The organism is Dyella sp. (genome assembly GCF_036568765.1).
Taxonomy (GTDB): Bacteria; Pseudomonadota; Gammaproteobacteria; order Xanthomonadales; family Rhodanobacteraceae; genus GSA-30.
In genome coordinates this window covers 34,681-49,058 of the sequence record NZ_DATCRY010000204.1, presented here as the reverse complement: position 1 = coordinate 49,058, position 14,378 = coordinate 34,681, and the positions used below count along the sequence as shown (strand labels likewise).

Annotated in this window: 12 protein-coding genes; 7 read left to right on the top strand and 5 right to left on the bottom strand. The window is 63.1% G+C overall.

The window, feature by feature from the left end; translation table 11 throughout:
* Window positions 1-35: 35 nt before the first annotated feature.
* From rsmB to def, 3 genes are read right to left on the bottom strand one after another with little or no spacing between them, the layout of a single operon-like run.
* Entirely contained in the window at window positions 36-1,331 is a 1,296-nt protein-coding gene (rsmB, locus tag VIM98_RS14520) for a 16S rRNA (cytosine(967)-C(5))-methyltransferase RsmB (protein ID WP_331993820.1), read from the bottom strand.
* The gene (gene fmt / locus VIM98_RS14515) at window positions 1,328-2,269 is read right to left on the bottom strand and encodes a methionyl-tRNA formyltransferase (protein WP_331993819.1); all 942 of its coding nucleotides are present in this window, start codon (window positions 2,267-2,269) and stop codon (window positions 1,328-1,330) included. Before fmt ends, rsmB begins: the two co-directional genes overlap by 4 nt.
* Window positions 2,266-2,775, bottom strand: coding sequence for a peptide deformylase (gene def, locus VIM98_RS14510; protein WP_331993818.1), 510 nt, complete (start codon window positions 2,773-2,775; stop codon window positions 2,266-2,268). The genes fmt and def overlap by 4 nt, the downstream gene beginning before the upstream one ends.
* 202 nt (window positions 2,776-2,977) lie before the next feature.
* Here def and VIM98_RS14505 point away from each other — a divergent pair, with 202 nt between their 5' ends.
* The 6 genes from VIM98_RS14505 (at window position 2,978) to VIM98_RS14480 (ending at window position 11,382) form a co-directional block, all read left to right on the top strand.
* The gene (locus VIM98_RS14505; RefSeq protein WP_331993817.1) at window positions 2,978-4,120 is read left to right on the top strand and encodes a LysM peptidoglycan-binding domain-containing protein; all 1,143 of its coding nucleotides are present in this window, start codon (window positions 2,978-2,980) and stop codon (window positions 4,118-4,120) included.
* A gap of 78 nt (window positions 4,121-4,198) precedes the next feature.
* A complete protein-coding gene (gene dprA, locus VIM98_RS14500; protein ID WP_331993816.1) occupies window positions 4,199-5,341 on the top strand; it encodes a DNA-processing protein DprA in 1,143 nt (380 codons plus the stop codon).
* Between the two features lie 130 nt (window positions 5,342-5,471).
* Window positions 5,472-7,973 (top strand): DNA topoisomerase I, encoded by a 2,502-nt coding sequence (locus tag VIM98_RS14495; RefSeq protein WP_331993815.1) that lies wholly within the window; start codon window positions 5,472-5,474, stop codon window positions 7,971-7,973.
* Window positions 7,970-8,542 (top strand): L-threonylcarbamoyladenylate synthase, encoded by a 573-nt coding sequence (locus VIM98_RS14490; RefSeq protein ID WP_331993814.1) that lies wholly within the window; start codon window positions 7,970-7,972, stop codon window positions 8,540-8,542. The genes VIM98_RS14495 and VIM98_RS14490 overlap by 4 nt, the downstream gene beginning before the upstream one ends.
* A 116-nt stretch (window positions 8,543-8,658) precedes the next feature.
* Window positions 8,659-10,026, top strand: a complete 1,368-nt coding sequence (locus VIM98_RS14485) for an AMP-binding protein (protein WP_331993813.1) — start codon at window positions 8,659-8,661, stop codon at window positions 10,024-10,026.
* Window positions 10,027-10,386: 360 nt separating this feature from the next.
* Window positions 10,387-11,382: a hypothetical protein gene (locus VIM98_RS14480; protein WP_331993812.1), complete on the top strand. Its 996-nt coding sequence runs from the start codon at window positions 10,387-10,389 to the stop codon at window positions 11,380-11,382.
* A 132-nt stretch (window positions 11,383-11,514) separates the two neighbouring features.
* Here the strand turns inward: VIM98_RS14480 and VIM98_RS14475 are convergent, their stop codons facing one another.
* Entirely contained in the window at window positions 11,515-12,192 is a 678-nt protein-coding gene (locus VIM98_RS14475; RefSeq protein WP_331993811.1) for a hypothetical protein, read from the bottom strand.
* 365 nt (window positions 12,193-12,557) lie between these two features.
* Between VIM98_RS14475 and VIM98_RS14470 the strand changes: the two genes are divergently transcribed.
* On the top strand, window positions 12,558-13,715 hold the full coding sequence (locus VIM98_RS14470) for a murein transglycosylase A (protein WP_414650224.1): 1,158 nt from the start codon (window positions 12,558-12,560) through the stop codon (window positions 13,713-13,715).
* A 2-nt stretch (window positions 13,716-13,717) separates the two neighbouring features.
* Here the strand turns inward: VIM98_RS14470 and VIM98_RS14465 are convergent, their stop codons facing one another.
* A complete protein-coding gene (locus VIM98_RS14465) occupies window positions 13,718-14,341 on the bottom strand; it encodes a homoserine/threonine efflux transporter (RefSeq protein WP_331993809.1) in 624 nt (207 codons plus the stop codon).
* Window positions 14,342-14,378 lie beyond the last annotated feature (37 nt).

Sequence of the window (14,378 nt, the reverse complement as noted above, 5' to 3'; positions counted from 1 at the left end):
GAGCCGGGATGACGGCTCGGTGAGATGAAGGGGTATCAGCGCTTTTCGAGGACGGCGTAATACATGCCGTCCAGGTCGCCATCGCCGGGCAGGACCTGCCAGCCTACGGCGGCCGCTTGGCCGACGGGCAGTTCGAACGGCACGACATGCGCATCCGGTTGCCCCGCCAGCCAGGTCTGCACGACCGATTCGTTTTCTGCGCGCAACAGCGAGCAGGTGACGTAAACCAACCGTCCGCCGATCGCCAGCATCGGCCAGAGGCTGGCCAGGATGCGCTGTTGCTGTTCGGCCATGGCCGCGATATCGGTGTCGCGGCGATGGAGGCGCACATCCGGACGGCGGCGCAACACACCGGTGGCCGAGCAGGGGGCATCGATCATGATCCGGTCGAAGGGCATACCGTCCCACCACCCTTCCGGATCGCCCGCATCGCCGATGACCAGATTCGCGTTCAGGCCCAGGCGATCGAGGTTTTGCCGGATGCGCTCGGCGCGCGCCGGATCGTATTCGACCGCGGTCAGCGCGACCTTGGCGCGTTCGAGTACATGGCAGGCTTTGCCGCCGGGTGCGGCACAGGCATCGAGGACGCGCTGTCCGTCGCATGCATCGAGCAGGTCGGCGGCGATCTGCGCGGCACCGTCCTGGACGGCGAACAGACCCTGGGCGAAACCGGGCATGCGCGTGACGTCGCTGCTGTGCGGCAGCACGATGCCGTCACGCAACCAAGGATGCGGATGCGCTTCGTAGTCGGCGGCCAGCATCTGTTCGATCAGCGCTTCGCGCGTGACGCGGCGTGCATTGGCGCGCAGCATCAGCGGCGGCTCGTTGTTATTGGCTGCCATCACTGCTTCGGCTTGCGCCGGCCAATCCTTGGCGATGGCTTTGGCCAGCCAGCCCGGATGTGCGTGTCGCGTGCGCGGCTGTGCATCGAGTGTGGCCAGATGCTTTTCGCGCTCGCGCTGCCAGCGTCGCAGCACCGCATTGACCAATCCGGCCAATTGCGGGCGCTTCAGCGAGCGTGCAGCCTGCACGGTAGCGGCAACCGCGGCGTAATCCGGCATGCGCAGGATTTCCAACTGCACCAGGCCGAGCACCAGCAGGGCATGGATGCGCGGCTCCTTATCGCGTAGCGGGCGTTCGAGCAAATGATTGATTGCCGCATCGAAGCGCAGCCACCAACGTGCGCCATCGCTGACCAGAGCCATCAACAACGCGCGGTCGCGCGGGTCGGCCAGGCGCGGCGCCTGGCGCTCCATCACGTCGCGCAGCGAAGCGCCGCGTAAGGCGACATCGGCCAGCGCCTGGGCGGCGAAAGCGCGTACGTCGTTCATCGGCTGCCGCGCAGCTCGGGCCGCGCGTTGAGGTAATCGGCGGCGGTAATGCGCTTGCCGCCCGCGCGTTGTACGGCGGTGACGCGCAGTACACCCTGGCCGCAGGCAAGATCGATGCCCTCGCGACTCGCGGCGAGCACGCTGCCGGGCGTGCCTGTATGAGGCATGTCGATGGCTTCGGCAGCCCAGATGCGCAGAGCTTCGCCAGCGATGCTGCCTTCGGCGACGGGCCAGGGATCGAAGGCGCGCACTTGGCGCTCCAGCGCCGTTGCCGGGCGGGCGAAATCGAGCTGCGCTTCGGATTTGTCCAGCTTGTGCGCGTAGGTGACGCCTTCTTCCGACTGCGTGCGCGCGGCGAGGGTTTCGCCAGCGAGCACGCGCTGCAATCCTTCGGCCAGCACGTCGGCGCCGAGCTGCGACAGGCGATCGTGCAGGCTGCCGCCAGTGTCATGCGGCGCAATGGGCGTGCGGCGTTCGAGCAGCACAGGACCGGTATCGAGGCCGGCTTCCATTTGCATCAGATCCACACCGCTTTCGGCATCGCCGGCCAGGATCGCGCGCTGGATCGGCGCGGCACCGCGCCATCGCGGCAACAGGCTGGCGTGAACGTTCCAGCATCCAAGTCGCGGCAACGCGAGCACCTTGCGCGGCAGGATCAAGCCGTAGGCGACGACCACCATCAAATCGGCACGGTAGGCGGCAAGTGTCTGCTGCACCTCGGCGGATTTGAGCGATTCGGGCTGTTCGACCGGCAGGCCGTCGGCGGCAGCGGCCGCTTTGACCGGGCTGGGCGTCAGCTTCCGGCCGCGGCCGGCCGGGCGATCCGGCTGGGTGTAGACGGCCACGACCTCGGCGCCGCTGGCGCGGCAGGCTTCGAGGCAGGGAACAGAGAACTCCGGCGTACCGGCAAAAACGATCCGCAACGGCAGCCGGCTCAAGCGCTGGCTGCCTGCTTGCGCTGCTTTTCCATCCGCTTGAGCAGCATCGAGCGCTTCAGCGGCGACAGGTAGTCGACGAACACCTTGCCGGCCAGATGATCCATTTCGTGCTGGATGCACACTGCCAGCGGGCCTTCGGCTTCGACTACGATTTCCTTGCCGTCGACGTCGTTGGCCTTGACCTTCACACGCAGGGCGCGCGTTACGTCGGCGTAGATGCCGGGGAAGGACAGGCAGCCCTCCTGATAGACCTGGGCGCCGTCTTTTTCGAGGATTTCCGGGTTGATCAACGCCAGCGGCTCGTTGCGCTCGTCGCTCATGTCGGCCACCAGGACGCGCTTGTGCACGTTCACCTGAGTGGCGGCCAGGCCGACGCCGTTGGCGGCGTACATGGTTTCGTACATGTCGGCGACAAGCGCTTTCAGCTCGGCGTCGAAGACAGTAACCGGCGCGGCGACGGTGCGCAGGCGCGGGTCGGGGAATTCAAGGATAGTCAGCGTCGTCATAAAGTCACCTTGTCGCCTCAACATGCGGGCAGCGGCCGGGAAAGCCAATGCCCGGGGCGTCTCCATCGGCCCGTGGCAACATGAGAATAGGCTCCCATTGTAGCCCGTAACCCACGGTCTGGCAGGCTATTTTGCCAACTGGCTCCAGTTGCGGCCGCAGTTCGTTCGGTTACACTCGCGCAAAAATGCAGGGGGTTGGGGGATGATCAGAAAGTCCATTGGGCTGCTGGCCGGCATGCTGGTCACCGTAGCCGTCTATGCCGCTGGGGCCCAGCTTCGTGCCGATCACCCGGACACCTACACGGTGCGCCGCGGCGACACGCTCTGGTCGATTTCCGCCCGCTTCCTTTCCAAGCCCTGGCTGTGGCCGGAAATCTGGCAGGCCAACCCGCAAGTGCAGAACCCGCACCTGATCTACCCGGGCGACGTGCTCAACCTTTCCTTCATGAACAACGGTCCGCGCCTGAGCCTGCAGCCGCGCGTGCGTACCGAGGAAGAAGCGGTGCCGGCGATCCCGCTGTCGCAGTTGCAGACCTTCCTGAAAGACATGCGCGTGATGGATTCCAATGCCGTCAACGACGCGCCGTATGTGGTCGGCTTCGAGGAAGCCCGGCTGCGCGGTACGGTCGGCCAGAACATCTACGTGCGCAAGCTCAACAGCGAGCCGGGCCAGCACTGGGCCGTGGTGCGTCCGACCCATGTCTATCGCGATTTCGGCTCGGACAAGAAAGTCGCCAACAACGACGACGATCTGGTCAGCCACGTGCTCGATAGCGACGTGAGCATGTTCAAGGGCCCGTGGCACGAAGATTTCCGTAACGACGGCCACTACGGTCGCGGTAAGGACCTGGGCGTGGAAGTGACCGTGATCGGCGAGGTCGAGGTGCTGCGCAAGGGCCATGACGCCGACACCGTGCTGCTGCTCAATTCCACTCAGGAAATCCGCAAGGGCGATCGCCTGATGCCGGTCGACGACAAGCCTTACGACGCCTACTACTACCCCCATGCGCCCAAGTCGGTGCCGCAGAATGCCCATGTGCTGGCCTTCTCCGGCGCCGATGCGCTGGATGCGGCCGGACCGACTCAGGTGATCGCATTGTCGATCGGCGCGAAGGACGGCGTGGAAAACGGCCAGACCTTCTCGATTTTCGAACCGGGCGAGACGATCGCCGACGACGTGCGCAGCGACAGTTGGGACCGCGGCACAGGTCATCGCGTGGACCTGCCGGAAGAATTTGTCGGCCACGTCATGGTGTTCCGTACGTTCGATCGGGTCAGTTACGGCCTGATCATGGATGGCATCCGCCCGGTGCATATCCGCGACAACCTCAGAATGCCTGAGTAATCGCTTTAAGAAAGTTCCTACACGACGGCGCGGTCATTCCGCGCCGTCGTCGTTTAGGGCCGCTCGTAGACTGCGGGCATGAATAGCGCAAACGACATGGACGAGTTGGGCGCATGGCTGGTGCTGTTGCGTGCCCCGGGGATGGGCCGGGCAAGCTTGCACGACCTGCTGGCCACGCACGATTGGGATATTCGGGCGGCACTGGAACGCGCGCGGCATTGCGATCTTCTGGGCGCCGCCGCACTGGCATGGCTACGGCGCCCCGACCTGGCGCGGCTGGCGGCCGACCGCGCCTGGCTGGCGGAGCCCGGGCGTACCCTTCTGCGCTGCAACGAAGCGGATTTTCCGCCATGGCTGACGCATATCGATCGCCCTCCGGCGGCTTTGTTCGTCGAGGGCCGGGCCGACTGGCTGCTGTGCCCTCAGGTGGCGATCGTCGGCGCCCGCGCGGCCGACGGCGCGGCACGCGCGGTGGCGGCCCGTTTCGCCCGAGCCCTTGGGCAGGCAGGCTTCGTCGTTACCAGCGGTCTGGCCGATGGCATCGACGGCGCCGCCCATGCGGCAGCCCTGGACGCGGGACTGCCTACAGTGGCCGTCGTAGGCACCGGGCTGGATCTGGTCTATCCGCGCAAGCATGCCGGGCTGGCGCGCCGTGTAGCGAGCCATGGCGCCGTGGTCAGCGAGTTCCCGCTGGGGACACCCGCACGCGCCGCGCACTTTCCCCAGCGCAATCGCATCCTGTCGGGACTGTCCTTGGGCACCCTGGTGGTCGAGGCGGACCTCTGTTCAGGTTCGTTGATTACCGCCCGGCTGGCGGCCGAACAGGGGCGGGAGGTATTCGCCGTGCCCGGTTCCATTCATAATCCCCGTGCCCGCGGCTGCAACAAGCTGATCCGCGACGGCGCCCGGCTGGTGGAGGACCCGGACGAGATCGTCCAGATCCTCACCCCCGCCGCCCGGGCGTTGGGCCTGGAGCTTTCCCAGCGATTGCACCAGGATGCAGCCACCGCGCCTGCCTCGGCCGTTGCCGACCGTGCCCCGGACGATCCGGCCCGCGCGCGGTTGCTTGCGGCCCTGGGGCACGCTCCGGTGGGTATGGACGACCTGATCGACCGTACAGGCTGCGGCGTCGGCGAGCTGACGTCCATGCTGCTTCTGCTCGAACTGGAAGGCGTCGTTGAAAGCCTGGCCGGGAACCGTTTCCAGCGGCTGCCGGCATGAGGCCGATTGTGACCGCCTGCCGGGGTTTCACACGATCCAGCTTGACAGCCGTCGAGTCGGCGTGGTCTGACTAAATAAAGAAGCCCGCCGTCCGCGACGGCGGTGGCCCGTTTTGCGGAAATACCGTTTCATGGCGAAAAACCTGCTTATCGTCGAGTCGCCCGCCAAGGCCAAGACGATCAACAAATACCTTGGCAAGGACTTCCAGGTTCTGGCGTCCTATGGCCACGTGCGCGACCTGAAGCCCAAGGAAGGCGCGGTCGACACCGATCACGGTTTCGCCATGGCCTACGAGGTGATCGAGCGTAACGAAAAACACGTCGATGCCATCGCCAAGGCGGCGCGGGTGGCCGACGACATCTATCTGGCGACCGACTTGGATCGCGAAGGCGAGGCGATCTCCTGGCATATCAGCGAGATCCTCAAGGAGCGCGGCCTGACCGACGGCAAACAGCTGCATCGCGTCGTGTTCTCCGAAATCACGCCCAAGGCGATCAAAGCTGCCGTGGCGCAACCGCGCCGACTCTCGCATGACCTTGTCGATGCCCAGCAGGCGCGCCGCGCGCTGGACTACCTGGTCGGCTTCAATCTTTCGCCGGTGCTGTGGCGCAAGGTGCAGCGCGGTTTATCTGCCGGACGCGTGCAAAGCCCGGCGCTTCGCATGATCGTCGAACGCGAGGAGGAAATCGAAGCCTTCGTGCCGCGCGAGTACTGGACGGTCGAAGCGGCGCTGCGTCATCCGGACGGCGATTTCAACGCCAGGCTGACCAAGCTGTACGGCAAGAAGTTCGAGCAGTTCGACCTTACCAACGAACGCGATGCGCTGGCTGCGCGCGATGCGCTCAAGCAGGCCGCCGCCGGTCGCCTGACGGTCAGCGACATCGGTTCGAAGGAGCGCAAGCGCCGGCCCGCGCCGCCGTTCACCACTTCCACGCTGCAGCAGGAGGCCGCGCGCAAACTCGGTTTTTCCACCAGCCGCACGATGAAGATCGCGCAGGGGCTGTACGAAGGCGTGTCGATCGGCAGCGAAGGCAATGTGGGCCTGATCACCTACATGCGTACCGACTCGACCGCCTTGTCCGACGATGCCGTCGGCGAGCTGCGGCAGCTGATCGCGCGCGATTTCGGCGACAAGGCGCTGCCGGACGGCCCACAGGTGTACCGCACCAAGTCCAAGAACGCGCAGGAAGCACATGAGGCGATTCGCCCGACGTCGGCGCTGCGTACGCCGCGCGAGGTGGCCTCGTTCCTCAACGACGATCAGCGCAAGCTTTACGAGCTGATCTGGAAGCGCACCGTGGCCTGCCAGATGATCCATGCCACTCTGAATACGGTGTCGGTGGATTTCGCCCTGGCCAATGTCGCCGGCAAGGATGCGGCATTCCGCGCGACCGGCACCACCGTCGTCGATCCGGGCTTTCTTGCCGTCTACGAAGAAGGCCGCGATCAGAAGAATGCCGAGGACGAGGATGAAGGCCGTCGCCTGCCCCGGTTGAAGGTGGGCGAGCAGGTGGCATTGAACGACATTCTCGCCGATCAGCATTTCACCGAGCCGCCGCCGCGCTACTCCGAAGCCAGCCTGGTCAAGGCGCTCGAGGAATACGGCATCGGCCGCCCGTCGACCTACGCCAGCATCATCCAGGTGCTGCTCAATCGTGAATACGTATTCCTGGACAGCCGTCGTTTCCGTCCGACGGACGTCGGGCGGGCGGTAGGCAAGTTCCTGGCCCAGCATTTCACCCAATACGTCGATTACGCATTCACCGCGCGCCTGGAAGACGAACTCGACGCGGTCAGCCGCGGCGAGGAAGCCTGGGTGCCGCTGATGGAGCGTTTCTGGCAGCCGTTCAAGCAGCAAGTCGACGAAAAGACGGAATCGGTCGATCGCAGCGAGGCCACCGGTGCGCGTGAGCTGGGCAGCGATCCGAAGACCGGCAAGCCGGTGTCGGTGCGTCTGGGCCGCTACGGACCGTATGCGCAGATCGGCGACAAGGACACCGACGAGAAGCTGCAATTCGCCAGCTTGCGTCCTGGCCAGAGCATGCACACGATTTCGCTGGATGAGGCGCTGGAGTTGTTCAAGCTGCCGCGCAAGCTCGGCCAGGCCGAGAACGGCGATGAAGTCAGCGTCGGCATCGGCCGCTTCGGGCCGTTCGTGAAGCAGGGCGGCACCTACGCCTCGCTGAAAGCCGAGGACGATCCCTATACCATCGAGCTGCCGCGTGCGTTGCAGATCGTCAGCGAAAAGCTGGAAATGCTGGCGAACCGCGTCATCAAGGATTTCGGCAACGGCGTGCAGGTACTCAACGGTCGTTATGGGCCGTACATCACCGATGGCGAAAAGAACGCGCGCATTCCGAAGGACCAGGAGCCCAAGGAGCTGACCGAGGCGCAGTGCCTGGAACTGCTGGCTGCCGCGCCGGTGAAGAAGGGACGCGGCGCGGCCAAGAAGGCGGCGAAGAAAGCCGCGCCTGCCGCGAAGAAGACAGCGGTCAAGAAGGCCGCGGCGCCGAAGAAAACCGCAGCCAAGACGGCAACCAAGAAGGCCGCGGCCACCAAGAAAACTGCGGCCAAGAAAACCCCCGCAAAGAAGGCCGCCGCGAAGAAGAGCGCGGCGCGGAGCAAGGCGTGACGACGCACTTCACCCTCGCCGACGTGGACGCAGCCGCTGAGTTGCTGCGTCGCGGCGGCGTGCTGGCTTACCCGACCGAGGCGGTTTATGGCCTCGGTTGCGATCCGCATAACCGCGAGGCCTTCGAGCGGTTGTTTGCGCTCAAGCAGCGACCGCCGACCCAGGGCGTGCTGCTGATCGGGGCGAGTTTCCAGCAGGTGGCGCGCTATATCGACCACGCCGAGGTGCCGGAAGACACCCTCGATCGCATCCGCGCCACATGGCCGGGCCCGAATACCTGGATCTTTCCGCGCAGTCCCGACGTACCAGCCTGGGTGACCGGCGGTCATACCGGCATTGCTCTGCGGGTGACCGCGCACGAGCCGGCCGCCGCGTTGTGTCGTGCGTTCGGCGGTCCGCTGGTATCGACCAGCGCCAATCCGCACGGCGAGCCGCCAGCGCGTTCGTCTGCTGCCGTCACGGCGTATTTCGGTGACGCGCTCGATGCGGTACTGGATGCGCCGGTGGGCGGTCTGGCCTCGCCGACAGTTATTCGCGACGCCCTCACGGGCTGTATCATTCGTCCGTAAGATCTGTCGCGACAGCCAGCCGGCGCTTCGTGTGGAAGCGCATCGGTAGCCATGCCGAGGGTAGGGCTTCGCAGATGCCTGCCGGTGCGACGCATCGGCACTCAAGGGAGCCACGCTTGTCCATCGTCAACGACGCTTCGCTTTCGCCCAAGCCGCCGGCGCAGTCTTTGCCGTTGCTGGCCGTTGACGATGCTGCGCACACGATAGCCTGGCGCGATGGCGTCGCGATAAGTGCGGCGCGCTTTCTCGCCGATGTGCGTAAGCTGGCAGCGCTGTTGCCGACCGCGCCGGCCGCCGTGAATTTGTGCGAAGACCGCTACGCATTCCTGGTGGCGTTCTGTGCACTGGTGTTGCGCGGACAGATCAACTTGCTGCCGTCTTCCCGTGCGCCGCAGGCGGTGGACGATGCGATGGCCGCGCATCCGGGGTGCTACGCGCTTGGCGAGCAGGCGCTCGATCCGGCACCGGAAGGATATCTTCGTTTGCCCTCGCTCGATGGTTCGACTTCGGCGGCCTGGGACGTGCCAGCGATACCCGCGGCCCAGATCGTAGCGATAAATTACACCTCCGGCTCCACCGGGATGCCCAAGGCCAATGCAAAGACCTGGGCACAATTCAGTGCCAGCACCGGTGGCAACCTGCGTATGTATCGTGAACAGGTCGGTGCACGCTTCACCGTCGTCGCCACTGTGCCGCCGCAGCATATGTACGGCCTGGAAATGTCGATCCTGTTGCCGCTGTTCGATGCCGTCGCGGTGCATGCGGGCCGGCCGTTCTTTCCGCTGGATGTGGCGCGTGCACTGAGCGAAGTGCCCGTACCGCGCGTCCTGGTGACGACGCCGGTGCATTTGCGCGCGCTTGTGGAATCCGGTGTCGTGCTGCCCGAGCTCGCGGCAATCGTGTCTGCGACCGCGCCGATGCCGCCGGATCTGGCCACCGCGGCCGAGCGCAGCTTTGGCGCGCCTTTGCGTGAAGTCTTCGGCTCGACCGAAACCTGCGTGCTGGCCACGCGCCGCGCTTCATTGGACGAGGCCTGGGCTTTGTACGATGGGATCGAGCTGCAGCCGCAGCCCGATGGCACCGTGGTGCAGGCACCGCAACTGGATGTGCCGATGACCTTGGCGGACATTGTCGCGCTGGAAGACGGAGGCCGCCGCTTTCGCCTGCGCGGGCGTCATGCGGACATGCTGGAAATTGCCGGCAAGCGCGCTTCGCTGGGCGATCTGACCCGCCGCCTGCTTGCTATTCCCGGGGTGCGCGACGGCGTGGTGCTGCAACTGGACGATGCCGATCCTATCGGCGTGCGGCGTATTGCTGCGTTGGCGGTTGCGCCGGGGATGGACGAGCACGTCATCCTCGATCAATTGCGCCAGGCGATCGACCCGGTGTTCCTGCCACGCCCCTTGCGGCTCGTCGATGTTCTGCCGCGTAACGAGACCGGCAAGCTGCCCAGGGCGGCGTTGCTTGCACTGCTCGGTCACTGATTTTCTGCGAGACGTAGGTCTCGACACGAACTTGCCGTGAGGCATGCCTTGTCGCGACTGAAGTCGCTCCCACAACGATAGGATCCGTTCTCGCTGTGTCCAAGTCATTGACAGGTTTTTTTAAGAGGTTCCCTGAAGTCGCTCCTGCAGGGAGTAGGGCTGGCATTGCTTGATGTTGTGGGGCGTCTTTAGCCCCGGCAGACGAAAACGACATCGCAAATGCAGGTGACGTAGGAATCGCTTGCGATGCAAATGCTATGGCGATCTTTCTCATTTACCCGGTAGCTGCTCGGAACGCACGCTTATCGGTCGGTCTGTGCACTATGGTCATCCAGGCCTCGGTCAATGCACCGAGGCCCGATGCAAACCGATACCCAAGAAAAGGAGACCATCATGGAACCCGTTCATCGGCAATTCCTGTGGAAGCGTCCTATTGTTCTTATGGGGATAGCTGCTTTCACCACGGCCGGTACAGCGCTTGCAGCAAATGCTGCGGATGCTGCGCATACTCTGAAGACGGTTGCTCAAATCGCGCCAGAGCTTCGACCTCAAGGCGTTCCGCTCGATTACCTGGTGACGCCGGTCGGCTTTTTTTCGCCGTCCTGTGTGAAGCGTGTGCAGGACGACACAGCGCCCGGTGCGGCACGCTGCACGCAGCCGCATTACCGTTACGACGGTGCGCGCGTTGAGCCGAACGGCGCTTTTTTCCCTGGAAAAATTAAAGCATCGGCGGCCGCTTATTACAGCGGTCCGATAGAAGATGCCCATCTCACGTTGAAGGACCCTATTGGCAAGTTCCAAGCCGAGTGGGTGGTTCCAAAAGCGCCCGCCGATATAGATACGCAGAGCGTGTATTACTCGATTGAGGCGGAGGGTATCGGCCCATCGAACTCGGCTACCGTCTTGAGATCGGAGCTTTCCTACGAAATGGGTTTCCCGAATCCCGGTGCATGGGAATTAACAGTCTGGGTTCAGTCCGAGGGCAAGCTCTACTATTCGGGCCCTGTCGAGGTGAACGAGGGCGATGTCATCGTCGGCGACATTACCAAGAAGAGTGGAAACACCTGGTCGGTCCGCGCAACAGACAAACGTACCGGGGAGGCGGTTGGCAGGGAAGCCACCGTCTACGAAATGCAGAAAATATACGGCGGTGTCCTCAGGGTGCGTGATGTACGGAACTGCAACCAGTTTCCGTCGGGTTCGCCGTTCGTGTTTTCGAAGGTGGAGGCCTTTGCCCCCAACCTCGTCGACCGTTATAGCTTGCCGTGGACATTGAATCCTCCCAAATCGATTTCGCTCCCGTGTAAATTCGGCGTGTCGACCGGGCCAGACAGCAGCATCATTCTAAGTTATTAGTCGCGCACCTTTCTTAGCTCCCTTGCCTTATGGGGCGGGGAGCTTTTTCTGCTTGACAGGTGCTGCCGTCGTGCCGAGGTTTTTCACAAAAATGCCCGCTGTTAAGAGCGGGCGCTTTTTCGTCTTATGACATTACTGCTTTATGTACACATAGACTTCATCGATGGGTGTTCGCTTGGACGCATTGATATCGCCGCGGATGAAGGTGAACGTCATCGACGGGTAGCTTGTCGATGTGCACTGGACTTTATTTGAGTCGAATTCGATGACTTTCATGCAGGTTTGACCGCCAAACCACCAGTTGTTGGTGGAGCCCGAATGGCCTTGGGCCAGGAAAATATTCGGCAAGACGACGGGCTTGTCGGGATCCAGTCCTGGACCCTCGATCGATAGCGAAAGATCGCCCTGGAATGCAAAGTTCAACCTGTCGGGATTCTTGCCAAACGTGTTGAGGTTTCCGCCGACGCGCTTGGCGAACCATTCGGCGACTTGTTCCGACCCTTTCCGTCCTACCTCGAAACTGATTCTTCCTTCATGCCCGGTGACGTCGTAACGCTGCGGCGGGCTGTTCTTGCCATCGGGATCCTGGCCGCTGGAAATCCTTTGGTTCATGGTTTCGTAGGATCCTCCCAGAAGCGTGTAGCCAGAACTTTGGATGACCAGCTTCACGGCATTGTCGTGGTAACTCATCCGTGTGACTGGCGTAGCCGGGTCCGTGTCCTGAGCAAGCGACAACCCGCTGTAAGCGGATGTCGCCAAAAGGGTGAGGAACAAGGATGTTTTGATTTTGCACCGCGTGAGCGTCTTCATCGAAATCTCCTTTCCTATCGCAAAGTAGAGCGGAATTGCAGCCCGAATCGGTCATGCCGAGTGAGCGACTTCGATGCTATGACTGCCGATGCGAGGGTCGATACATCGATTTGTCTCATTGTGGAGTCGATGAAATAACCTTCTAAATGCTTCGCACTGGCGCGCGATGAGCTTGGGAGATAGTTTTACCCAACGGCTATCGGATGCGCTTACATGGTTTGTTCGCGCGACGAATCCTACGACTCAGGAAGAAAGCTATGAGCCTTGGCAAGAGAGTGGAAAAAGGTCGAAGCGAAACACATGCGTCTGCTTTACGGTGTGGCTTCAAGATGAAAACATCACATGCATTTTTTTCGCGATGTGATATTCGGCTTCTACGCGGAGCGCTGCATCGACTGCTGCTGTTGATACTTGCAGCAAGCTGGCTTGCCGGCTGCCAAACAGTACCTGGTAAGCCGTCTTCGGAGGCTAAGCGCGCCACTTATACGCAGGTGAGTTGGGACAAGCTTCCGACATCGTCGGATGCGGAGTGGCTTGCTGGTTTCACGGCGTGGCGGGCCGGATGTGCAAAGCTGGGTAAAGATCCTGTCTGGAGCGAATCTTGCGCGGCCGCCGCCGATCTGCCGATGACTGCGGCGAACATCCGCCAGTTCCTGTCGGCACATATGGATGTATTTGCGGTGAGTACGGACAAGCAGGCCGACGGTCTGATCACCGGTTACTACGAGCCTGTCTATCCAGGCAGTCGCAAGCGGTCGGCATCTACCGATGTGCCCATTTATGGTGTGCCGAGCGATCTGGTACGTGTGGAACTGGATTCGGTGTTCCCGGATCTCAAACGCAAGCGACTGCGCGGCCGCATCGTTCACGATGCCGACGGGCACTTGGTGTTGAAGCCCTACGACGATGCAGCTTCGATTGCCGATCGCGGTGTCGACGCCCCCGTGCTTGCCTGGCTGAAGGATCCGATGGACCTGCAGTTTCTGCAGATTCAGGGGTCGGGACGCGTAAGCATGCCGGATGGCCAGGAGCTGCGCGTTGGCTATGCGGACCAGAATGGATATCCGTATCGGCCGGTGGGGCGCTGGTTGATTGAGCAAAAGGCATTGAAGGCCGCCGATGTAAGCATGCAGAGCATCCGCGCCTGGGCGGTAGCTCATCCCGATCGCGTGCGCGAGCTGCTCGCCAGTAACCCGAGCTATGTGTTCTTCAAGCAGAAGCCTGCCAGCGATGCCGGTCCGGAGGGCTCCCTGGGCGTGCCGCTTACGGGCGGTTACAGCGTCGCCATCGATCCGCGCGCGGTGCCGCTGGGCAGCCTGCTCTGGCTAGCCACCACGCTGCCGAATGGCGAGGCGCTGGCGCGTCCCGTGGCCGCCCAGGATACGGGGGGCGCGATCGTGGGCAATGTGCGCGCCGATATGTTCTTCGGCACCGGGCATGCGGCGGGCGAGTTGGCCGGAGCTATGAAACAGCCGGGCCGCTTGTGGTTGCTGTGGCCGAAAGGCAAGCCTTTGCCGCAGTAATCTCACCGCTTCGGTGCGAACAGCAGATGCAGGCCAAATGCCACAAACACGGCACCGGCAAACCCGTCGATCCAGCGCTCCACCTTCAGATACCCCCGCCGCATGGCGGGCATGGCGAATACCGCGGCTACAAGGCAGAACCATAGGAAGGTTTCTGCCACCACCAGGGCCCAGATGCCCCAGCGCTCGACACCGCTGACCCCGTCGCCAAGGAAAGCGGAAAACACGCTGGCGAAGTAAATGACCGCCTTGGGATTGGCAAGGTTGGTAAAGAGACCGGCGCACAGGGTCGGGAGTCGGCCTTGCCGGATCGCTGGGCAGGGTTCTTTATCGGACGCTGGCGCCTTGCGTGTATGGAGCAGCATCTTCAAGCCCATCCATAGCAGATACAGGCTGCCGGCCAAGGTGATCAGGCGCTCCAGCCAGAAGAGCCGCTGCAGCAGCAGTTGCAGGCCAAGCAACGCCAGCGCGGCCCATATGGCTATACCCAGGGTGATGCCCACGATCCCCAAGAAAGCCTGTCGGCGTGAGCGGCTGACCGCGGTCTGGGAGACAAAAAAGAAATCCGGTCCGGGCGTGATCAACGCGACGATATGGACGAGGGCTATGGTCAGGAACAAGTTCATGGAACCGCTTCCGACAAGGGAGGGAGGCCAGTCTATC